Source organism: Paraburkholderia sp. BL9I2N2, assembly GCF_004339745.1.
Lineage (GTDB): Bacteria > Pseudomonadota > Gammaproteobacteria > Burkholderiales > Burkholderiaceae > Paraburkholderia.
The window spans coordinates 2,052,846-2,071,978 of record NZ_SMGP01000001.1 but is presented as its reverse complement, the minus strand read 5'-3'; the positions used below and the strand labels follow the sequence as shown (position 1 = coordinate 2,071,978).

At 62.9% G+C, this 19,133-nt stretch carries 19 protein-coding genes and 1 pseudogene; 8 read left to right on the top strand and 12 right to left on the bottom strand.

The window, feature by feature from the left end; all coding sequences use genetic code 11:
• Positions 1 to 248 precede the first annotated feature (248 nt).
• Positions 249 to 1,601 carry an MFS transporter gene (locus B0G74_RS09690; RefSeq protein ID WP_132374600.1) on the bottom strand — a complete coding sequence of 451 codons (1,353 nt, stop codon included), beginning with the start codon at positions 1,599 to 1,601 and terminating at the stop codon, positions 249 to 251.
• Positions 1,602 to 1,718: 117 nt separating this feature from the next.
• Positions 1,719 to 3,590 (bottom strand): glycoside hydrolase family 15 protein, encoded by a 1,872-nt coding sequence (locus B0G74_RS09685; protein WP_132374599.1) that lies wholly within the window; start codon positions 3,588 to 3,590, stop codon positions 1,719 to 1,721.
• 144 nt (positions 3,591 to 3,734) lie between these two features.
• Between B0G74_RS09685 and B0G74_RS09680 the strand changes: the two genes are divergently transcribed.
• From B0G74_RS09680 to B0G74_RS09670, 3 genes are all read left to right on the top strand, one after another.
• On the top strand, positions 3,735 to 4,307 hold the full coding sequence (locus B0G74_RS09680; RefSeq protein WP_132374598.1) for a TetR/AcrR family transcriptional regulator: 573 nt from the start codon (positions 3,735 to 3,737) through the stop codon (positions 4,305 to 4,307).
• A gap of 111 nt (positions 4,308 to 4,418) precedes the next feature.
• Entirely contained in the window at positions 4,419 to 4,790 is a 372-nt protein-coding gene (locus B0G74_RS09675) for a hypothetical protein (protein WP_132374597.1), read from the top strand.
• Between the two features lie 289 nt (positions 4,791 to 5,079).
• The gene (locus B0G74_RS09670) at positions 5,080 to 5,895 is read left to right on the top strand and encodes an N-acetylmuramoyl-L-alanine amidase (protein WP_132374596.1); all 816 of its coding nucleotides are present in this window, start codon (positions 5,080 to 5,082) and stop codon (positions 5,893 to 5,895) included.
• 63 nt (positions 5,896 to 5,958) lie between these two features.
• Here B0G74_RS09670 and B0G74_RS09665 read toward each other — a convergent pair.
• From B0G74_RS09665 to B0G74_RS09655, 3 genes and pseudogenes are all read right to left on the bottom strand, one after another.
• Positions 5,959 to 6,177, bottom strand: a pseudogene (locus tag B0G74_RS09665) (phosphatidate cytidylyltransferase); the annotation flags it as partial.
• Positions 6,178 to 6,296: 119 nt separating this feature from the next.
• Entirely contained in the window at positions 6,297 to 6,728 is a 432-nt protein-coding gene (locus B0G74_RS09660; protein WP_132374595.1) for a cupin domain-containing protein, read from the bottom strand.
• Complete coding sequence (locus tag B0G74_RS09655; protein ID WP_132374594.1) at positions 6,725 to 7,402, bottom strand: NAD(P)H-dependent oxidoreductase; 678 nt, start codon at positions 7,400 to 7,402, stop codon at positions 6,725 to 6,727. The genes B0G74_RS09660 and B0G74_RS09655 overlap by 4 nt, the downstream gene beginning before the upstream one ends.
• Positions 7,403 to 7,628: 226 nt before the next feature.
• On the opposite strand from B0G74_RS09655, the gene B0G74_RS09650 reads away from it, so the two are divergent.
• The 5 genes from B0G74_RS09650 to B0G74_RS09630 all read left to right on the top strand — a co-directional run bounded on the left by B0G74_RS09650 (position 7,629) and on the right by B0G74_RS09630 (position 13,125).
• Positions 7,629 to 8,066 carry a MarR family transcriptional regulator gene (locus B0G74_RS09650; protein WP_132374593.1) on the top strand — a complete coding sequence of 146 codons (438 nt, stop codon included), beginning with the start codon at positions 7,629 to 7,631 and terminating at the stop codon, positions 8,064 to 8,066.
• A 70-nt stretch (positions 8,067 to 8,136) separates the two neighbouring features.
• Entirely contained in the window at positions 8,137 to 9,654 is a 1,518-nt protein-coding gene (locus tag B0G74_RS09645) for an efflux transporter outer membrane subunit (RefSeq protein ID WP_132374592.1), read from the top strand.
• A 42-nt stretch (positions 9,655 to 9,696) separates the two neighbouring features.
• Positions 9,697 to 11,016 carry an HlyD family efflux transporter periplasmic adaptor subunit gene (locus B0G74_RS09640; protein WP_132374591.1) on the top strand — a complete coding sequence of 440 codons (1,320 nt, stop codon included), beginning with the start codon at positions 9,697 to 9,699 and terminating at the stop codon, positions 11,014 to 11,016.
• Between the two features lie 4 nt (positions 11,017 to 11,020).
• Entirely contained in the window at positions 11,021 to 12,583 is a 1,563-nt protein-coding gene (locus B0G74_RS09635; RefSeq protein ID WP_132374590.1) for a DHA2 family efflux MFS transporter permease subunit, read from the top strand.
• A gap of 350 nt (positions 12,584 to 12,933) precedes the next feature.
• Positions 12,934 to 13,125 carry a DUF2964 family protein gene (locus B0G74_RS09630; RefSeq protein WP_132374589.1) on the top strand — a complete coding sequence of 64 codons (192 nt, stop codon included), beginning with the start codon at positions 12,934 to 12,936 and terminating at the stop codon, positions 13,123 to 13,125.
• Between the two features lie 129 nt (positions 13,126 to 13,254).
• Here the strand turns inward: B0G74_RS09630 and B0G74_RS09625 are convergent, their stop codons facing one another.
• From B0G74_RS09625 to B0G74_RS09595, 7 genes are all read right to left on the bottom strand, one after another.
• The gene (locus tag B0G74_RS09625) at positions 13,255 to 13,950 is read right to left on the bottom strand and encodes an HD domain-containing protein (RefSeq protein WP_132374588.1); all 696 of its coding nucleotides are present in this window, start codon (positions 13,948 to 13,950) and stop codon (positions 13,255 to 13,257) included.
• A gap of 420 nt (positions 13,951 to 14,370) precedes the next feature.
• Positions 14,371 to 14,649: a DUF971 domain-containing protein gene (locus B0G74_RS09620; RefSeq protein ID WP_132374587.1), complete on the bottom strand. Its 279-nt coding sequence runs from the start codon at positions 14,647 to 14,649 to the stop codon at positions 14,371 to 14,373.
• A complete protein-coding gene (locus B0G74_RS09615; RefSeq protein WP_132374586.1) occupies positions 14,646 to 15,644 on the bottom strand; it encodes a HEAT repeat domain-containing protein in 999 nt (332 codons plus the stop codon). The genes B0G74_RS09620 and B0G74_RS09615 overlap by 4 nt, the downstream gene beginning before the upstream one ends.
• 63 nt (positions 15,645 to 15,707) lie before the next feature.
• The gene (locus tag B0G74_RS09610; RefSeq protein WP_132374585.1) at positions 15,708 to 16,496 is read right to left on the bottom strand and encodes an ABC transporter ATP-binding protein; all 789 of its coding nucleotides are present in this window, start codon (positions 16,494 to 16,496) and stop codon (positions 15,708 to 15,710) included.
• Complete coding sequence (locus B0G74_RS09605; RefSeq protein WP_132374584.1) at positions 16,493 to 17,347, bottom strand: ABC transporter permease; 855 nt, start codon at positions 17,345 to 17,347, stop codon at positions 16,493 to 16,495. Before B0G74_RS09605 ends, B0G74_RS09610 begins: the two co-directional genes overlap by 4 nt.
• A 39-nt stretch (positions 17,348 to 17,386) precedes the next feature.
• Complete coding sequence (locus B0G74_RS09600) at positions 17,387 to 18,817, bottom strand: ABC transporter substrate-binding protein (protein WP_132374583.1); 1,431 nt, start codon at positions 18,815 to 18,817, stop codon at positions 17,387 to 17,389.
• A 65-nt stretch (positions 18,818 to 18,882) separates the two neighbouring features.
• Positions 18,883 to 19,128: a ferredoxin family protein gene (locus tag B0G74_RS09595; RefSeq protein WP_132374582.1), complete on the bottom strand. Its 246-nt coding sequence runs from the start codon at positions 19,126 to 19,128 to the stop codon at positions 18,883 to 18,885.
• Positions 19,129 to 19,133 lie beyond the last annotated feature (5 nt).

Below are 19,133 nucleotides of genomic sequence, written 5' to 3'. Positions count from 1 at the left end.
CGGCGCTTTTCCATCGACGCGGCTGAGTTCGTGCGGCGCTTTCGCCAGCGCGACAAGACTCGCAACGCTTTCCGCAGGCCTGGCTGCGCTCGGGTGGTTTCTTTCCAAAAGCACGGCTCAACTCGCGCGGCATTTTCCACAAATGCGTCAGAGCGACGCATCTCTTTCCAGAGGCACGGATGCGCGCGCCGCGCTTTCCCACGGACGCGGCGGTCCACGCAATCCGCATTAGCCGCGGCACCAGGCCCCTACGACCTCACCGCCTCGCTCCCGCTCGCCACGTCAGGGTCCGAAAAACCCGCGCCCGCTTCGAGCGAAGCATCGTGATGCAGCAATAGCACGGCCGCGACTCCCACCAGACCGGCGCCCGACAGACACAGCAGACCGGCGCCGAAGCCGCCGGTGCTGTCCTTGATCCAGCCCATCGCGTACGGTCCGAAGAAGCCCGCCAGATTGCCGAGCGAGTTGACCGCGGCAATACCGCCCGCCGCCGCCGCGCCTGACAGGAACGCGGCCGGCAAGGTCCAGATCACCGGCAGGCAGCCGAAGATGCCGAACCCGGCGATCGACAGCGCGATCATCTTCTGCACCGGATTGTCGAGCCCGGCCGCCGCCGCGATGCCGGCCGCCGCCACCAGCAGTGCAATCGCTACGTGCCGTTTGCGTTCGAGCTTGCGGTCCGAGTGACGGCCCCAGAACACCATGCTGATCACGCCGACGATATACGGCAGCGACGTCACGAAGCCCGTCTGCAGATTGGTGAGCCCGAACGATTTGACGATCTGCGGCAGGAAGAAACTCAGTCCGTAGTTGGTTGCGTTCGCACCGAAGTAGATCAAGGCGACGGCCAGCACGCGCGGATTGAAAAGTGCTTCTTTCACGCTGAAAGCATGCACCGCTTCGCGATGCGCGCGCTCCTGCTTCTGGCGCGCGACCAGCCAGCCGCGTTCCTCGGCGGCGAGCCAGGTGGCGTCGGCGGGCTTGTCGGTGAGGTAGTAGAGCACGACGAACGCGAGCACCAGCGCGGGCGCGGCTTCGATCAAATAGACCCATTGCCAGCCGGCCAGTCCGCCGAAGCCGTCCATCGACAACAAGGCGCCGGAGATCGGGCCGCCGATCACGGTGGACAGCGGAATCGCCGCCATGAAATAGCCGACCACGCGACCGCGATATGCCGCTGGAAACCACAGCGTGAGCAGGAAGATGATGCCGGGAAAGAAGCCTGCCTCGGCCACGCCGAGCAGAATGCGCAGTCCGTAAAACACGTGCGCGGCGGAGAGTCCCGTGAAGCGCGCAATATCTGGGATATACGCCATCGCGCCCGCGAGAATGCCCCACGTGAACATGATCCGCGCGATCCAGCGGCGCGCGCCGAATTTCTCCAGCAGCAGATTGGAGGGGACTTCAAAGAAAAAATAGGCGATGAAGAAAATCCCGGCGCCAAAACCGAAAGCACTCGCGGACAGGCCGAGCGCCTTGTTCATCTGCAGTGCAGCAAAGCCGACGTTGACGCGGTCGAGATAGGCAATGAAATAACACAGGATCAGGAACGGCACGAGCCGAACCGTTACACGTTTCATAGTGCGTGCTTCGAGCTCCATCGATGTCTCCTCCGGTTCAGCGTCCGGCTGGTTTAAATGGTGTTGTTACAGACTAGACGCTGAAATCCGATTCCGGAAGATTTTTGCGCTGTCGGCGATGCGAGCGATGCTGCGTGCTCAGGTCCACGGAACGTGAACCTTGTCCAGGTTGCGGTCGAGCTGATAAGCCGCGCTGATCAGCGCGAGATGCGTGAGGGCCTGCGGAAAATTGCCGAGCGCCTCCCCGCTGGTGGCCACTTCCTCGGAAAACAGGCCGACGTGATTCGCATACGCGAGCATCTTCTCGAACACGAGGCGGCCTTCATCGACGCGTCCGGCCCGCGCCAGCGCTTCCGCATACCAGAACGAACAGGCGCTAAAGCCGCCTTCGATGCCGGGCAGTCCGTCGAGTTTCGTGCCGCGCGTGTAGCGGAAGATCAGCGGGTCCACTTTCAGTTCGCCGCCGATCGCGTCGAGCGTGCCGAGCCAGCGCGGATCGGTTGGGCCGATGAAGCGCACGAGCGGCATCATCAGCGCGGACGCATCGAGCCGCTGCGAATCCGGCGTCTGCACGAACGCGTTCAGTTCCTCGTTCCAGAAGTGCTCGTGGATATCGGCGTGGATCGCGTCGCGCGTGTCGAACCAGCGCTTGAGCGGCGCGGGCAGCGAACGCTTTTCCGCGAGACGCAGCGCGCGGTCCACGGTGACCCAGCACATCAGCCGCGAATGGAGCAGGGGCCGCAGGCCGTTGCGAAACTCCCAGATGCCGTGGTCCGGTTCGCGCCAGTGCTCGACCACATAGTCGACGGTACGCGTGACGTCGTGCCAGCCGTCGTGCGAGATCGCGGCGCCGTACTTGTTGTACAGATAGATCGCGTCGAGCAGTGCGCCGTACACGTCGAGCTGGATCTGATCGCGCGCGGCGTTGCCGATGAGCGGCACGCCCGCCACGCCGTTTTCGTTCGACAGCGCCGCGATTTCGGTTTCTTCAGGCGGCACTTTGCCGTCGACGGTGTACATCACGCTCAGCGAGCCGTCCGAGTCGCAATGACGGCTGCGCCCGGCAATCCACGTCATGAAATGCCGCGCTTCGCCGGTATAGCCGAGGCGCAGCAGCGCGTACACGGAGAACGCGGCGTCGCGAATCCAGGTGAAGCGGTAGTCCCAGCGGCGCGAACCGTCGAGCGCTTCGGCGAGCCCGAAAGTCGGCGCGGCGACGATCGCGCCATGCTCGCTGGAACTGAGCAGCTTCAAGGTCAACGCCGAGCGCATCACGACTTCGCGGTAGCGGCCGCGATACGTGGATTGCGCTGACCAGCTTCTCCAGAAGCGGATCGTATCGGTCAGCGCCGCTTCGCAATCGAACGACTTTTCGCGCAAGCCTTCGGCATCGCCGAAAGCGAAGCCGGCCGACTCGCCATTGCGCAGTTCGAATTCGGCGTGCGCCGCGCCGTCGTCGAGCGTGAGCGGCAGGGTGCTGTTCAGGCGCAATTGCATGCCGCCTTCAATGCCAGCGTCTGCTGCGGCGTGGAATTCCACCGCGCCTTCCTTATCGATGTGAGCCGTGTGCGCGCCGCGCGCATAGTCGAAGCGCGGCTCGCAACGCATCCTGAACGCCATGCGCCCATGCACGACCCGCACGACGCGGATCACGCAGTTGGGCAGCGGCGCGTCGGCGCTGGCGCCGCTGCCGTCCTCGGGCACCGGCATGAAGTCCATCAGTTCGCACACGCCTTCGGGCGTCATGAAACGCGTCAGCAAAACGTTGGTATCGGGCAGATACATCTGCTTGACGTTGGCGGTGTCGAACGTGGGTTCGATCGAGAAAGCGCCGCCGCGCGACGGCTCGAGCAGTCCGGCGAAAATGGCCGGCGAGTCGATACGCGGAAAGCACATGAAGTCGATCGAGCCGCGCAGCGAGACGAGCGCTGTGGTTTTCATGTTGCCGATCATGCCGCGCGCGTCGGTCGGCAGTGCCGGTCTCGGTGGGATAGGTCGGTGATCGGGCATGTCTGCACACTCCGTGAAGCGAGCCGCGATGCGCTCACACGAAACCCTTTAGCAACGACTGTGCCGCGCCGTTCGTGCGGGCCGTACGGCGCATGAAGAACGCCGCCGAATGTTAAGATGCGGGCGGAATTCATGGAGCTATCGATGCGCGAAAGCAAGCGCCAGCAGGTCGTGGACAAGGCCACCGAACTCTTCTCGAAACACGGCTTTCACCCTGTCGGCGTGGACTGGATCATCGACGATTCGGGCGTCGCCAGAATGACCTTGTACCGGCACTTCGCGGGCAAGGACGATCTCGTCAGGGAAGTGCTGGAACAGCGCTACGACTACATCATCGAAAGCGTGGGACAGCGTGTTCAAAGTGTGGGCGAACCGCTTGCGCGCGTGAAAGCGATATTCGACTGGTACGAAGCCTGGTTTCGCACGCCGGAGTTCGCCGGTTGCCTGTTCGAGCGCGCTCTCGCCGAATTCGGCACGTCCTACCCGAAGGTCTCCGAAGTCGCGATCCGTTACCGCGAAAAAATGGTGGACTGGATCGACGAGATCCTGCGCGACATCGTGCCGCCCGACACGGCGCGGCATTTCGCCAGCGTGTGCATGATGCTGCTCGACGGCGCGACGGTCGAAGCGCGCGCGTTCAACGATCCGTCTTCCGCCAAGCGCGCCTGGCAGGCGGTCGAATTGATGCTGAGCCGGAGCAAGGTGGCGTCGTCCTGAGCGATTGTTTAGGCGCCAGCAACAGTGTTTTCAGGTGGTGAGGCTGATCTCTTACGCGTGATTGCGGATAATTTCATGATTGGTTAATCCGCAAAAATGTGCAGGTGATACATGTTCAATACTGTCTCAGGCCGCATGCCCGAACAGGAGGGCGCAACCGGCGCGCCCGCGGCGCGAAACGCTTTGTCGAGACGGGCGCGCGCCTTCATTGCGGCCGTGGCGGCGTGCGCGAGCCTCGTGGGCTGCGCCAGCTCCAGCGACGTGGTCGCCACCAGCAAAGCCAATAGTTATACGGTCGCGGCAAGCGCGACCGGCGGACGCCTCGCCTGGGCCCGCGCGCACGAGCACGCCATGAACGAGGCGCGCGATTACTGCGAACGTCGCGGCATGCAGACCAGCGTGACGACGGAAACCGTCAGCGGCGTGCAAGGGCTGACGGAGCACGGGTCGTCCATGAGTTTCGAATGTCATCCGAAGTTCTAGCGCCGAGCCTGATCGGCCAGCCGAGTGCGGTAAATTCTGGATCGCCTTTTGATTTTCAAACTTTGAAAAAGGAAAGAAAGATTCGCGGCCGCGTTATTCGCGACCCATTGCCACAGTAAAAATTAACAACTGCGGCGCACTGACCCGATACAGTGCAAGTGAAAATCAACCGCAGAGCAACTCGCTCGATTAAAATCCCGCTTGATCATTTCCGCCGAAAAAAACGTATCGCACATTTCTAGTTTAAGACCGCCGCGAATATCATCGTTTATGAATGCCGGCGCGCTGAATGAAGGCAATCGCAAGCACTCGCAGGCAATCCGGCATTTCAAAAGTCCGCGTGCCGAAGCTCAATAAAAAGGACTCGATTGTGATCACGGCGTCGAAACGACAGAAACATGCGGTTATCGCCTCGCGTTACGCCGCATGGACACGGCGCGCGCTGCTCGCCAGCTTTACCGTCGCGGCGCTGGGCGCCGTTCCGTGCGAGGCGGCTTATATCGTCGTCGACACCGGGCACACGCCGCAGCGGCCGGGCGCGACCGGGGCAAGCGGTCGTGTCGAATATCTCTACAACCTGGATTTGAGCGCGGCTGTCGCGCAAGACCTGCAAGCGTATGGCGATCACGTCGCGCGCACCTCCGCCGACGGCAAGGAGATCGCGCTGCAGAATCGCTCGACGCATTCGCCCGGCGCCGATCTGTTCGTGTCGATTCACCATGACTCGCTGCAGCAGGCATGGATCGATGCGGGGCGTCGCCGCGACTATCGCGGCTACGCGATCTTCGTGTCGCAACTGAATCCGCATTACGAAGAGAGCCTGCGCTGCGCGAAGGCCATCGGCGAACAGATGCTGGCCGCAGGGGAAAAGCCCTCGCTGTATCACGCCACGCCGATCAAAGGGGAGAACCGGCCGTTGCTGGATCAGCGCCTTGGCATTCATCGTTTCGACGATCTGATTGTGCTGAAAACCGCGCCGATGCCCGCCGTGCTCGTCGAAGCCGGCGTGATCGCGAACCCCGACGAGGAAACCCGCCTGCGCAATCCGGCGACCATCGCGCGTATCGCGCAAGCAATCAGCAAGGGCATCGAGGCTTGCCGCTGACGCGCGTCGAGTGCGCGCGCGGCGGCGAGGACGAAACGCGTAAAAGTCCAGAACGGCTTTCGGTTACGGCACGTACAGATAACGCACGAGGTGGAAAAATACCGGCGCGGCAAAACGGATCGAATCGACGCGGTCGAGCGCGCCGCCGTGCCCGCGATCATCGCGCCCCAGTCTTTCGCACCGAGCGAGCGCTTGGCGGCCGGGAGCACCAGTCCGCCGACAAAAAAAACCCGCCAGCACGATCGCAAGCGACATCAGAAACGCCGCACCGAAACTGAACGGCGGCGGCTGGCGGCAGCCGGTGTGAGCGCCAATGCGACGGAGCCGGCAAGCAGGCAACTCGGGCGTGAAAAGCCCCGCGCTCACCTGCATGCCGCTCACGCGTCCGTGTCAAAGCAGATTCACTTCTTGTCGAACGTAACAAGATTCTTGTCTTTCGTATCAGCCACGAAGATCGCCAGCAGCTTCGCCGGTTCGGTATCGCTCGCGTTTTCGCTGACCGTGTGATGCACGCCGGGCTTCTCGGTCCAGTGCTCGCCGGCATGGTAGACGCGTTCTTCGCCGTCGTTCACGCGGCTGCGGATCGCGCCCGACAGCACATAGCCGACCACGAACGCCTGACCGTGCCGATGCGACGGCGACTTGGCGCCTGGCGCATAGTCGACGACGAGCGCCGTGATCGTCTTGCCGGGCACGTTGGCGATCGCCTCGGCGAACGCAGGCGTGATCGTCTCGTGCTGCGCGGTTGTGTCAGCGGCGAATGCGGACTGCGAGGTCCCCAGAATAGAAAGGCTGGCGAGTGTGGCCGCCGCGATCAGTGTGCGAATTTTCATGCTGTAACTCCTGACAAGAGATCCTGGGTTTCCTTGCTCGAATCCGACGACGCCCAGCCCGACGCCACCGCGTCGAGTTCGGCACGGGCGCGCCGAAGCGCTTCGGTACGCGCTTCGGGATCGGCAAACTGCAGCGGCTGAGCATCGACAAAGGTCGGATCAGCAACGCCGAGAAAGCCGAACGCAGCCTTCAGTGAGGGCGTGAGCGCATCCATGCCTGCGTAAGGCGAGCCCGGACGCAAATCCGCGCCGCGGCTCGTGATGAAGAGCACCTTCTGACGTGACAGCTGACCAACCACGCGGCCGTCGTCCGCGTTCACATAGGTCAGGCCCGTACGCGTGACGCTGTCGATAAACGCCTTGAACGCGGAGGGCATCGACCAGTTGTACATGGGCATGGCGAAGACGAACGCGTCGGCGGCGAGCAGGCGTTGGCACAGCGCGTCCGAGCCGGCCAGCGTCGCCTTCATGGCAGGCGTGCGATCCGGCGCGGCCGTGTAGGTGGCAATGGCGAAATCCTCAGTGACGTGCGGCGGTGTGTCGATCGTCACATCCAGATAATCGACTTCGAACTGGCCGCCTTCTTCGCGCAGGCGTTCCAGAAAATAGCGGCTCAACGCGCGGGAGTTGGATCGCTCGCGTTTGGCGCTGGCGTCGACGTGCATGATCTTCATGGTTTCCGTCCTTCCATTTGTGATTTAGCGTGAGGGCAGATTAAACGCTCGAGTGGCTTTGTGAAATGACCGGTTTTGGCTAATTCAAGGTGACCACTTTTCACGCTTTCGGTAGCCGCGAAGAGGCGCGATTGTGCACGTGACTGAAACAGTCATATGCCGAAATCGATCTTTGACAATATCTGACTCTGCAGATAAAGTTCAAGCCATCGAACAGGAGGCATGAATGAACCACTACACGCCGGAAAATTTCAGCCTGACGCAGAGCGTGGGTTTCTCGATCAACAAAGCACGTAACTTGCTGATTACTGAAATGGACACTGCGCTGAAGGATCTGGACATCACCAGTCAGCAGATGGGCATTCTGCTGTCCGTGCACTGGAGCGTCGCGACCACGCCGTTCGAACTGTCGCGGCTGCTCGGCATCGACACCGGCCTGATGACGCGCATGCTCGACAAGCTGGAAGCCAGGGGGTTGCTGGAACGCTCACGCAGCATCGAAGACCGCCGCGTCGTCAACCTCGAGTTGACAAAGGAGGGCAACGCGATCGCCGTGCAGCTTCCTTCGATCGCTCCGGTGGTGCTGAACCGGCGCCTGAAGAGGTTTACGAAAGCCGAGTTCGAGGAGTTTCGCCGTCTGCTGAACAAGTTTCTCGCCGAGTAGGCGAGGCCAGCCAATCATGCTGCGGACGCTCGCGGCGTTTTTTTCAACCATATATCTGACAAGTCAGAAAATGAAACCACAGTTAATTCCACGGATAGCCGGCTCGCGGGTCGCGAAGGCTGGTGTGACGGTGATCGTCGCGGCCGTGCTCTCCGCTTGCGCGAATTACGCCGGTATCTCGAGCGACAAGCAGATGGCGCAGCCGCAGACTTACGCGACTCAACAAAGCATTCCGCAGGACAACGGTCATTGGCCCGCCGCCGATTGGGCCGACCAGTTCGGCGACGCGCAGCTGAAGGCCTTGCTTGCCGAAGCGCTGAAAGGCAATCCGTCGGTCGAGCAGGCCCGCGCCCGCGTCGCAGCGGCTGCCGCGTACAGCGACACGGCGAAGGCGAGCACCCTGCCGAAAGTCGGCGCGGACTATTCGTTGACGCGCCAGCAGTATTCGGGCACGGCGCTCGTGCCGCCGCCGTACGGCGGTTCGTGGCAAACGGAGAACAAGGGCTTGCTGTCCGCGTCCTACGATCTCGATCTGTGGGGCAAGAATCGCGAAGCGCTGAAGGCCTCGCTGTCGCAGTTGCAGGCGACCCAGGCGGACGCGGAAGTCGTCAAGCTGTCCCTCACGTCGGCCACCGCGCGTGACTACAACCAGCTTGCGCGGCTCTATGCGTTGCGCGACATCGCGCAGGAAGAAATCACGCGGCGCGAACAGATCGACCGCATTACGGCCGGCCGCATTGCAACGGGCCTCGACACGCAAGTCGAACGCAAGACGGCGCAGGCGAATCTCGCCACGAGCCGCGGGACGCTCGCTTCGATCGACGGCAGCATCCTCACGACGCGCTATCAGTTGGCCGCCTTGCTCGGCGCCGGACCGGACCGCGGTCTCGCCATCGCTCGGCCGACGCTCGGCGTAGGCGACGAAGTGCGTCTGCCCGACAACCTGCCGGCCGATCTGGTGAGCCGCCGCCCGGACCTGGTCGCGGCCAAATGGCGCGTCGACGCGCTCACGCACGACGTGAAAGAGGCCAAGGCCGAGTTCTATCCCGACATCAACCTGAGCGCCGCGATCGGTCTCGACGCATTCGGTTTCGGCCGTTTCCTGACGGCGGCGAGCCGCACGGCGTCGGTCGGCCCAGCGATCCATCTGCCGATTTTCGACGGCGGTCAATTGCGCGCGCAATTGAAAGGGCGTTACGCCGATTTCGACTACGCCGTCGCCACGTATAACCAGACGCTCGTCACCGCCCTGTCCGAAGTGGCGACGCAACTCGCGCAAATCCGTTCGACGGACGAGCAGCTCACCGACGCGCAAGCCGCCCAAGAAGCCGCCCGCGGCGCCGATCAACTGGCGCTCACGCAATACAAGGCCGGCCTCACGAATCAGTTGACCGTGCTGAACGCCGACACCACCGCGCTCGCCGCGGACCAGCAGGTCGCGAATCTGAAGATGAACCGGCGCGACCAGCAGATCGCGTTGGCCGCGGCGCTCGGCGGCGGTTATGTCGACAACGCCGATTCTGTCGCCAGCAGCGGCGCCGTCGTTCCAGCAGCATCCGCCAACCCCATCGTCGCCGCCGCTCGCTAAAGCGCCATCGCGACACTTTCCCAATCAGTCAGGACTCCCATCATGAGCGATACGATCGACACCAAGCGCGCGACGGCGGACGCGGGCCAACCCGTGCAAGCGCAGACCCCCACGAAGCGCAAACTACTGCTCTCCCTGCTCGCGGCCAGCGTCGTGCTGGCCGGCGCGGGCTACGGCGCGTACTACTTCACGACCGGCCGCTACTATCAGTCCACCGACGATGCGTACGTGAGCGGCAACCTAGTGCAACTGACACCGCAAGTGAGCGGCACGGTGGTCGCGGTCAACGCGGACGACACGCAGATCGTCAAGCAGGGCGCGCCCATCGTCACCTTGGATAACGCCGACGCGAAGGTCGCACTGTCGAACGCGGAAGCGACGCTCGGCCAGACCGTGCGGCAGGTGAGCGGCCTGTACGTGAACAACGATTTCTATGCGGCGACCATCGCGCAACGTCAATCGGATCTGGCCCGCGCCAACGACGACCTGAAACGTCGTCAGGCGGTGGCCGAAACAGGCGCGGTGTCCGGCGAGGACATCGCCCACGCTCGCGACGCCGTCAGCTCCGCGCAGGCCGCGCTCGACGCCGCTCGTCAGCAGGCCGAGGCCAACCACGCGCTGACCGACCGCACGTCGATCGAACAGCATCCGAACGTGCAGGCCGCCGCCTCGAAAGTGCGCGACGCCTACCTGAGTTACGCGCGCAACACCTTGCCCGCGCCGGTGACCGGCTATGTCGCGCGCCGTTCGGTGCAGGTCGGCCAGCGCGTGGCGCCGGGCAACCCGTTGATGGCGATCGTGCCGCTCGACGGCGTGTGGGTCGACGCGAACTTCAAGGAAGGCCAACTGAGGCACATGCGCATCGGCCAACCCGTCACGCTCACAGCGGACGTGTACGGCTCCAGCGTCAAGTATCACGGCCGGGTGGTGGGCTTTTCGGCAGGCACGGGCGCGGCGTTCGCCACGCTGCCCGCGCAGAACGCCACCGGCAACTGGATCAAGGTCGTGCAGCGTCTGCCGGCGCGGATCCAGCTCGATCAAAATGAATTGAATGCGCATCCGTTGCGGATCGGCCTGTCGATGCAGGTCGACGTCGACACCCACGAGGAAACCGGCGCTCAACTCGGCGCGGCGGTCAACACCTCGTACCACACGGACGTATTCGCGCAATACGGCGACGAAGCCGACGCGGAGATCGCGCGGATCATCGCGCAGAACATGCCGGCGAAGCACGAGATGGCCGCGAGCACCGCGCAGAAAAAACGCCGCACGCAAGGCAGGCTGAATCCGCGGCCACCGAGCGCCGTTTTTTTTGCACGTTTAACTGATAAGTCAGATTGTTTTACCGTTCCCGACAGGTGATGAAATGAATGGATCGACGAAGCCCGCCACGCTGCCGCCGCTGACCGGCGGCAAGCTGGTGCTGGCGACGCTTGCCGTGGCGCTCGCCACGTTTATGAACGTGCTGGATTCATCGATTGCGAACGTGGCGATTCCGACCATCGCCGGCAATCTCGGCGTCTCGGTGGACGAGGGCACGTGGGTGATCACGCTGTTCGCCGCCGCCAACGCCATCGCGATTCCGTTGACCGGTTGGCTCGTGCAGCGCGTCGGGCAGATCAAGTTGTTCGTGTGGGCGATTCTGTTGTTCGTGCTGTCGTCGTGGTTGTGCGGGATTGCACCCAATCTGCCGGTGTTGCTCGCCGCGCGGATTCTGCAGGGCGCGGTGGCCGGTCCGTTGATTCCGCTGTCGCAAGCGATTCTGCTCGGCTCGTATCCGAAGGAAAAATCTTCGACTGCGCTCGCCTTGTGGGCGATGACCGCGACGGTCGGTCCGATTGCGGGTCCGGCGCTCGGCGGCTGGATCACCGACAGCTACTCATGGTCATGGATCTTCTACATCAACATCCCGGTGGGCCTGTTCGCGGCCGGCGTGACGTGGGCGATCTATCGCACCCGCGAAACCCCGACGAAGCGTTTGCCGATCGACAAGGTCGGCCTGCTCTCGCTGATCGCATGGGTTGGCTCGTTGCAGATCATGCTCGACAAAGGCAAGGATCTCGACTGGTTCAACTCGCGGGTGATCGTCGCCCTGACTGTGTTCGCGGCGATCAGCTTCGCGTTCTTCGTGATCTGGGAGTTGACTGAAAAGAACCCGATCGTCGACTTGCGGTTGTTCGGAAAGCGCAACTTCCTCGGCGGCACGGTTGCGATTTCAGTGGCGTACGCGGTGTTTTTCTCCAACCTCGTGCTGTTGCCGCAGTGGATGCAAGAGTATCTGAACTACCGTTCCGTCGATGCCGGTCTGGCCACCGCGCCGCTAGGCATCTTCGCCGTGATTCTCGCGCCGGTCATGGCGAAGATTATGCCGAAGTCGGATGCGCGGGTCCTGGCGACGCTGGCTTTCGTCGGTTTTGCCGGCGTGTTCTTCATGCGCTCGAACTACACCACGGGTGTGGATACATGGACGCTGGTTTTGCCGACGCTGTTGCAAGGTATCCCGACGGCCCTTTTCTTTGTGCCGCTGACCGCGATCATTTTGTCCGGCCTTGCGCCCGACCGGATTCCGGCCGCGGCGGGCCTGTCGAATTTCGCGCGGGTGTTCGCCGGCGCGGTGGGAACGTCGCTGGCTTCGACCGGATGGAACGACCGGACGATCCTGCATCATTCGCAACTGGCCGAGCAGACGAGCGTGAACAATCCGACGTACACGTCGGCACTGGATGCGCTGCAAAGTTCGCTGGGAGGCAGTCACGCCCAGGCGATGGCGTTCTTCGAACGTTCGATGAATGCCCAGGCGGCCATGCTGGGACTGAACGATATTTTCTGGCTGTCGGCGGTGCTCTTCGTACTGATCATCCCGCTGATCTGGGTGACGAAGCCGGATCGCGCCAGTTCGGCTGCGGCGGCGGGAGCGGGCGGTCATTGAGGGCGGCGCAGGCGGCGAGCGGCATGGTTACCCGTATTTACTATTGCCCGTTCGCCGCCTACGATAGATTGAGGTTTCGGGCTGACGACGCACGTGATCGCCGTAGCCGAGATTCGATGACCGGCTGACAGACCGGCTTATAAACTGACTTGCAACGGATTCAAGGCGAACCGACGCAAGCTTTCCGACAGGCATCGCCGAAGCATGAGCGCACCGGCTCATCGCGATGACCCGAGCGGAAGACCCGACTGCAGCGCGCAACGCTGGTTGCCAGAAAAAATACTGCGCGGTTCGAGGTCTTCCGTTGTTCCTGTGCGTCTTACGGCACCAACATCTTGCGGGAGAGCGCCATGATTCGCGCCGAACGTCGGATCGTATTCGCGGCCATCGCGGTGTTCGTCGCGCTGGGCGGCATGGCGATGGTCATTCACGGTGTGCTGTTCGACACGCGCAATTCCACGCTCTATGGCGGAGTGTTGCTGGTGCTCGGCGTCGCAGTGCTGGCGCTGATGCTGACGCCGCGACCAACGGATAAATCGTGAAGTAAGGCTCGCAACGGCCGTTGAAATATGGCCGCGCCAACAGATGTGGCGCGCCACCGGCTTTCCGGTTCGGCGCGCCCTGAGTCCTGCAGCGGCCGGCACAATGCGCCGGCCGTCCTGCGCAAGCAGTTATTCCGCCGCTGCGCCGTGACTGCATCCAGCGTGATGAACGTGACCTGCCTTGCTGTCGTCCCATGCCGAGCCGAGAATGATCTTGCAGAAATTCAGCCGCTTGTAATTGGGATCTTTCATCTCGAGGACATCGGCTTTGACGTTGCCGAACGTGGTTTCGGGTTTGCTGATCGTGCCTTGCGCAAACGCATCGATGATCTTGTTCTTGAAGTCCTGCTCGCGCGGATGCGCGGCCACCACGCTGACGCGTTGCGCGTCGTCGAATTCGTGATACCGCATGCCGAGCACGTCCATTTCCACGCCCGCGGTCACCAGCGAGACGACCGGCTTCAGGTGCTCGGGCACACCCGGCGTGGTGTGAAGCGCGATCGACAACCAGACCTGTTCGATGTCGTACTCGTTGACGCCGTGGCTCTTGAGAAAGTCGCGCGCGGCATTGGCGCCGTCGACTTCGAAGCGATCTGTTTTGCTGCTGTAGTCCGGCGTGAGGCCCATGTCATGAAACATCGCGCCGATGTACAGCAACTCGGGGTCGTACGCGAGGTTGCGGCGCGCTCCCGTCAACGCACCCCACAGGAACACGCGGCGCGAGTGATTGAAAAGCAGATCGTTCTCGGTGTCGCGGACCAGATCGGTTGCTGCCCGCGCGAGACGGCTGTCTGGAATGTGAATGCCGGCAATGGTCGTACTCATCGAATTTCTCCTGGACAAAGATAGTGCCTCGTGAGGCGATGGACTTCGTGTCGTTCGGGCAATGCCCGGACAGCGTTCTTGATTCGCTGTGAGCACCGCCCGGTGATGTCCAAGTATCCGTCGGAGTCGCCTCTGGGTGAGGCGCAATCGACCGGTAAAGCGTGCCAGTGATACGCCGTTTTCTGCCATCCGCGCCCATTGCGCGGTGGCCAGTGGCGGACGAGGCGCTTGTGGCGCAACCGCCGGGTTTGATTTCGCTAGTTCACTGGCGAATATGGATCGATGGATTTGTTCGTGGCGAGATGCGAGAGAGAGGCGCCGAGAATCCAGTGAGCCGCGCGAGAATTCTGGTATCGATATGTCGGCACAGACTAAAGGCTTGCTGACGCAGAAGATGAGTACCGGCCCTGATGCCTGTACTCAATCCAGTCTCTTCAGATATTCCCACGGGTAAATCCCCTGCGCGTGGCCATCGCTGAAGACGATCTGCACGCCATAGCCCATCGGCTGCATATCGACGATCGCGACGCGCGACGAATCGAGTCGCGCCTCGCCCGAATGCGTGAGGCGACGGCATGTCGAGCAAGGGCAGCGTTCTCTCAACGTTGTGTTGTCGATCGATTGCGTACGTCCGTCATCCCACGTGAGGGACAATCGCCCGCTCGCGGCGTGGACCGTGATCCGCTGAGGGGCGTTCATCGCCGTGCGCTTTCGATTTGAGTCGAGGCGATCCGCGCCGCCTTGCGGACTTCCGGATCGGGATCCGTCGCGGCTGCCTGCAAGGCCGCCAGCGACGCTTCGTCGCCCAGTTCGCCCAGCGACAAGGCCGCTTCCTTGCGCAAATTGCTGATCGCGTGTGTCAGCAGCGACGCGACCGCCGTGCTCGTGCTTGCGTCGCGTAGCTTGCCCAAAGCGCGGACCGCTTGCAGCCGGACTTGCCAGTAGTCGTCGGCAAGAGCGTCGATTAGCGCATCTCTTGCGGCCGTCGCGCGCAGTTTGCCGAGCGTGGCCGCCGCTTCTTCACGGACCTGCCACGCGGCATCGCGTAAGGCGCCGAGCAACGCGACAACGGTGTCTTCGGTCGACGCAGCGCCGATCCCCAATGCACCGATCGCCGCGCGCCGCACGGCGGCATTCGGATCCTGCGCGGCGATGCTGGTGAGGGGTCCAAGCGCGCGCTCGCTTTTCAGCCAGCCGAGCACGCTCACGGCTTCGAGCCGCACGAGGTCTTCGCTCGCTGTCAGCGCGTCCAGCGCGGGGTCGAGTGCGCCGGCATAGCGCAACTCGCGTAGCCCGCGAAGCACCGCCTGGCGCACGAACGGATCATGGTGCGTGGTCCAGGCTACGAGCAGGGGACCCGATTGCGAGTCCTTCAAACCGGACAGACTCTGCGCGGCCGCTTCGCGGACTTCATCATCAGGATCCGCCAGCGCCTCGCAGAGCGCCGTTACCGCATCGGCGCGTTCCCACGCACCGAGCACCTGAGCGGCCTGCGCGCGAACTTCCGACGACGTGTCCTGACGCAACGCGGCGACGATCGGTTCGAGCACGGTTTCGTCCTCGAGATCGGCAAGCGCGAGCAGGGCGATGCGGCGCACCGCGGCGTCCGCGGATGTCAAACGCGGCAACAGTTCGGCGGCTTCCGGATCGAGAGAGGCGGGGTCGAAGGTCAGCGGAAGCGAAATATCGGTCATGAAAGGAGTGATGTCTGGAGTGGAACGGATAGGGCCATTACGCCGCTCGGGCAGGCGAAGTCGTCATGCCGCCGCTTCGCGCAGCAATGCGAGGCAGCGCCGCTTGATCTCGACGAATCGCGCTTCGGTCGTGGTCTCGTCGTCGCGCGGACGCGGCAACGTCACGCGCAGATCGGCGACGATGCGCGCGGGCCGCTGCGAGAGCACGAGAATGCGGTCGGCGAGAAACAGCGCTTCGTCGATATCGTGCGTGACGAACAGCACGGTCGTGGGGACCTGCGTCCACACGTCGAGCAGCAAGGCCTGCATCATGCGGCGCGTTTGCGCGTCGAGCGCGCCGAACGGCTCGTCCATCAGCAGCACCCGCGGCCGGTTGATCAGCGCGCGTGCGATTTCCACGCGCTGCTGCATGCCGCCCGACAACTGTGCCGGATAGCGTGTGCCAAATCCGCTCAGGCCAACCAGATCGAGCAGGTCGCTCGCTTGGCGGCGCCGCTCGTCGGCGGCGAGGCCCTTCATCTTCAGGCCGAACGCGACGTTGTCGATCACGCGCTTCCACGGAAACAGTGTGTGCTGCTGAAACACGAGGCCGCGTTCCGGATGCGGACGCAGCACTTGTTCGCCGTCGACGGCGATCTCTCCCGCGCTGGCCGACACATGACCGGCGAGCGCGGCCAGCAGGGTGGATTTTCCGCATCCCGACGGTCCCAGCACGCAGACGAATTCGCCGGGTTCGACGCTGAAGTCCAGTTGATCGAGTGCGGTGAACCGCTGCTCGCGCAAACCCACTTCGACGCTCAGAGCCCGCACGTCGATGCGGCCCGCCGGTTTCGATTGCAATTGCGTACTCATCGCTGCGATGCCTCCATGCGGTACCACGGTATCAGCGCGAGGCCGGCACGCCTCACCAGCAGACTGCTGCCCATGCCCAACGCGCCGATCAGCAGCATGCCGACGACGATGTCCGCGTAGTTCTGCAACGTGTACGACTCCCATGTGAAATAGCCGATCCCGTATTGACCCGCGATCATCTCGGCGCTCACCAGACAGAACCACGCGGTGCCCATGCCGATCGACAGGCCCGTGACGATGGCGGGTGCGGCGCCGGGCAGGATCACTTCGCTGAACAGTGCGCCGCCTCGCGTGCCGAGCGAACGCGCCGTCGCGACCAGCCGTGGATCGACGCCTTCCACGCCGTGAATCGTGTTGAGCAGGATCGGAAACAGCGCGCCGATAAAAGTGATGAACATCATGCTCATCTCCGATGAAGGAAACATCAGGATGGCGAGCGGGATCCACGCGACCGCGGGAATCGGCCGCAATACTTCGAGCGGCGGCAGCAAGGTGTATTCGAACGCGCGATAGCGGCCGATAGCGAGCCCGAGTCCAATGCCGACGACGCTCGCCGCAACAAAGCCAACCAGCACGCGTGTGAGGCTCGACAGCAGATGCATCGGCAGCTTCGGCGAGTGGAGCAGGGCCCACGCCGCCGGCACGACATCGCTCGGCGCCGGCACATTGGCGAAGGTCACGAAGCCCAACGAGACATGATGTTCGGCGAGCACTTGCCAGATCCCCACGCACGCCAGGACGGCGGCGATCCTGGCCAACGCGCGGATAAGGCGCGCTGGTCTCCAGATCTGCTGACCGGCTGCGGCGCGCCGGATGCTTGCGGTTTGCGCTGCTTCAAGAATGGCTGACATCGAGGACTCTCCTGAGTGAGGCAGGCCGCGGCTCGGCGGTTAGCGCGCCGCGACGGCTTGTGTCGCGTCGGTTTTGGCGGCGGCGAAATCCACGACATTGCCGTTCACCTGTTTCGCGTAGCTATCCGCGTTTTCTTTCAGGAGGAATCCGGCGAGGTTGCCCTTGGCATCCTTCACGTACCAGGCCTGATTGGCAAAGAGCTTCAGTCCGCTCGAATGATCCTGGATGTAGACGACGCGCACTTTCTTGCCGCCTCGCTCGAGCGTATTGACGGCGGCGAACGCTTCCTGGGCCGACGCGTAGTCGCGCACCTTGCCTTCGCCATCGACCCAGACCTGCGTGACGCTGCGCAGATCGGTGATGCGCTTGCCGGTTTGCGCGTCATCGGCGACGAGCGGTTGTTTCGCGTAGTTCTTGAGCGCCGCGTCGTAGTTCAGGCCGGATTGCTTGAACGCTTCGCGGATATAGCGATCGTCGATGAAGGTGTTCACATCCAGATCGACGTCGGTCTTCTTCAGCAGCTTGAGCGTGCTGATGGCCGTGACCGTCGCCTGGCGGTATTCGGGCTTCCACGTCAGATCACGCGTTTGCAGACCGAGCGGCCCGTGGAACAGATAATTGACTTCGGCGTCGATGCCGGTCACTTTCTGGATCAGCTGACTGTACTTCTCCGGATCTTGCGCGAACAGCTGGTTGGCTTCGATCACCGCGCGCAGATACGCGACCACCACCTCCGGATAGCGCTTCGCGTAGTCGGCATCGACCAGCGTGCCGTGGAAGGTCGGCGCATGCGTCTGCGCGCCGTCGTAAATCTTGCGCGCAAAGCCGCGGAACGGGAACAGTTCGGCGAACGGCACGAAGTCGGCATGGGCGTCGATCTTATGCGCCTTTAGCGCGCTGCCTGCCACTTCCGGCGACTGCGTGATGATGTTCACGTCAGTGTCGGGATTCCAGCCTTGTGCCTTCACGGCCCGCAACAGCATGCCGTGCGCTGCCGAGGCGAACGGCACCGAGATCGTCTTGCCCTTCAGGTCGGCGACCGAGCGGATCGGCGAGTCGTCCGGCACGACAATGCCGTTGCCGCTGCCCTCGATGCTGCCTGAGAGCACGGTAATGAACACGCTCTTCTTACCCGCCTTCTGGAAGGCCGTGCCGTTCAATGAACCAGGAAAGTCCGCCATCGATCCGAAATCGAGCTTGCCCGCGACCATCTCATTGGTGATCGGCGCGCCGGACGTGAAGTCCTTCCATTGCACGTCGTATTTGACGTCCTTGTACTTGCCGTCGTGCGGCAGATACTTGTCGAGCAGATTCAGTTCGCGGATCAGCAGGCCGCCGGTGGCGCAATTGATCGTCGTGTCCTGAGTGCCGATCGCAATGCGGATGGTCTCGGCGCGCGCCGCGCCGGCGGTGAGCGCCAGCAGGCCGCTCGCGAGGAGCGTCGTGGCAAGCAGATGACGGATATTCATGAGTTAAACCCCGGTTGATAAGCGGCCGTGTTTCAAAGTGGATGGTTCGTCGCGATGCTTCGTCGTTACCGCAGCAGATAGGGAATCTCGACCCTGACCGCATCGGTCGGGCAATCTTTTTCGCAAGGCATGCAGTACCAGCATTCGTCGAACTTCATATAGGCCTTGCCTTTGCTCAGATCGATCGCGAGCAGGTCGAGCGGGCAGACATCCACGCAGACCGTGCAGCCTTTGTCGGCAATGCACTTGTCCTCGTCGATCGTGACGGGTGCGGCGCTGCGCTGGAAAATGTTGTGCGGTGTCGTCGGCATGGTGG

Coding starts and splice junctions, on each gene's coding strand:
- B0G74_RS09605 (WP_132374584.1), bottom strand. CDS start 17,347: ATGTCAGCCATTCTTGAAGCAGCGCAAACCGCAAGCATCCGGCGCGCC.
- B0G74_RS09645 (WP_132374592.1), top strand. CDS start 8,137: ATGAAACCACAGTTAATTCCACGGATAGCCGGCTCGCGGGTCGCGAAG.
- B0G74_RS09670 (WP_132374596.1), top strand. CDS start 5,080: ATGAAGGCAATCGCAAGCACTCGCAGGCAATCCGGCATTTCAAAAGTC.
- B0G74_RS09675 (WP_132374597.1), top strand. CDS start 4,419: ATGTTCAATACTGTCTCAGGCCGCATGCCCGAACAGGAGGGCGCAACC.
- B0G74_RS09620 (WP_132374587.1), bottom strand. CDS start 14,649: ATGAACGCCCCTCAGCGGATCACGGTCCACGCCGCGAGCGGGCGATTG.
- B0G74_RS09615 (WP_132374586.1), bottom strand. CDS start 15,644: ATGACCGATATTTCGCTTCCGCTGACCTTCGACCCCGCCTCTCTCGAT.
- B0G74_RS09660 (WP_132374595.1), bottom strand. CDS start 6,728: ATGAAAATTCGCACACTGATCGCGGCGGCCACACTCGCCAGCCTTTCT.
- B0G74_RS09650 (WP_132374593.1), top strand. CDS start 7,629: ATGAACCACTACACGCCGGAAAATTTCAGCCTGACGCAGAGCGTGGGT.
- B0G74_RS09610 (WP_132374585.1), bottom strand. CDS start 16,496: ATGAGTACGCAATTGCAATCGAAACCGGCGGGCCGCATCGACGTGCGG.
- B0G74_RS09685 (WP_132374599.1), bottom strand. CDS start 3,590: ATGCCCGATCACCGACCTATCCCACCGAGACCGGCACTGCCGACCGAC.
- B0G74_RS09690 (WP_132374600.1), bottom strand. CDS start 1,601: ATGGAGCTCGAAGCACGCACTATGAAACGTGTAACGGTTCGGCTCGTG.
- B0G74_RS09600 (WP_132374583.1), bottom strand. CDS start 18,817: ATGAATATCCGTCATCTGCTTGCCACGACGCTCCTCGCGAGCGGCCTG.
- B0G74_RS09630 (WP_132374589.1), top strand. CDS start 12,934: ATGATTCGCGCCGAACGTCGGATCGTATTCGCGGCCATCGCGGTGTTC.
- B0G74_RS09655 (WP_132374594.1), bottom strand. CDS start 7,402: ATGAAGATCATGCACGTCGACGCCAGCGCCAAACGCGAGCGATCCAAC.
- B0G74_RS09640 (WP_132374591.1), top strand. CDS start 9,697: ATGAGCGATACGATCGACACCAAGCGCGCGACGGCGGACGCGGGCCAA.
- B0G74_RS09625 (WP_132374588.1), bottom strand. CDS start 13,950: ATGAGTACGACCATTGCCGGCATTCACATTCCAGACAGCCGTCTCGCG.
- B0G74_RS09635 (WP_132374590.1), top strand. CDS start 11,021: ATGAATGGATCGACGAAGCCCGCCACGCTGCCGCCGCTGACCGGCGGC.
- B0G74_RS09680 (WP_132374598.1), top strand. CDS start 3,735: ATGCGCGAAAGCAAGCGCCAGCAGGTCGTGGACAAGGCCACCGAACTC.
- B0G74_RS09595 (WP_132374582.1), bottom strand. CDS start 19,128: ATGCCGACGACACCGCACAACATTTTCCAGCGCAGCGCCGCACCCGTC.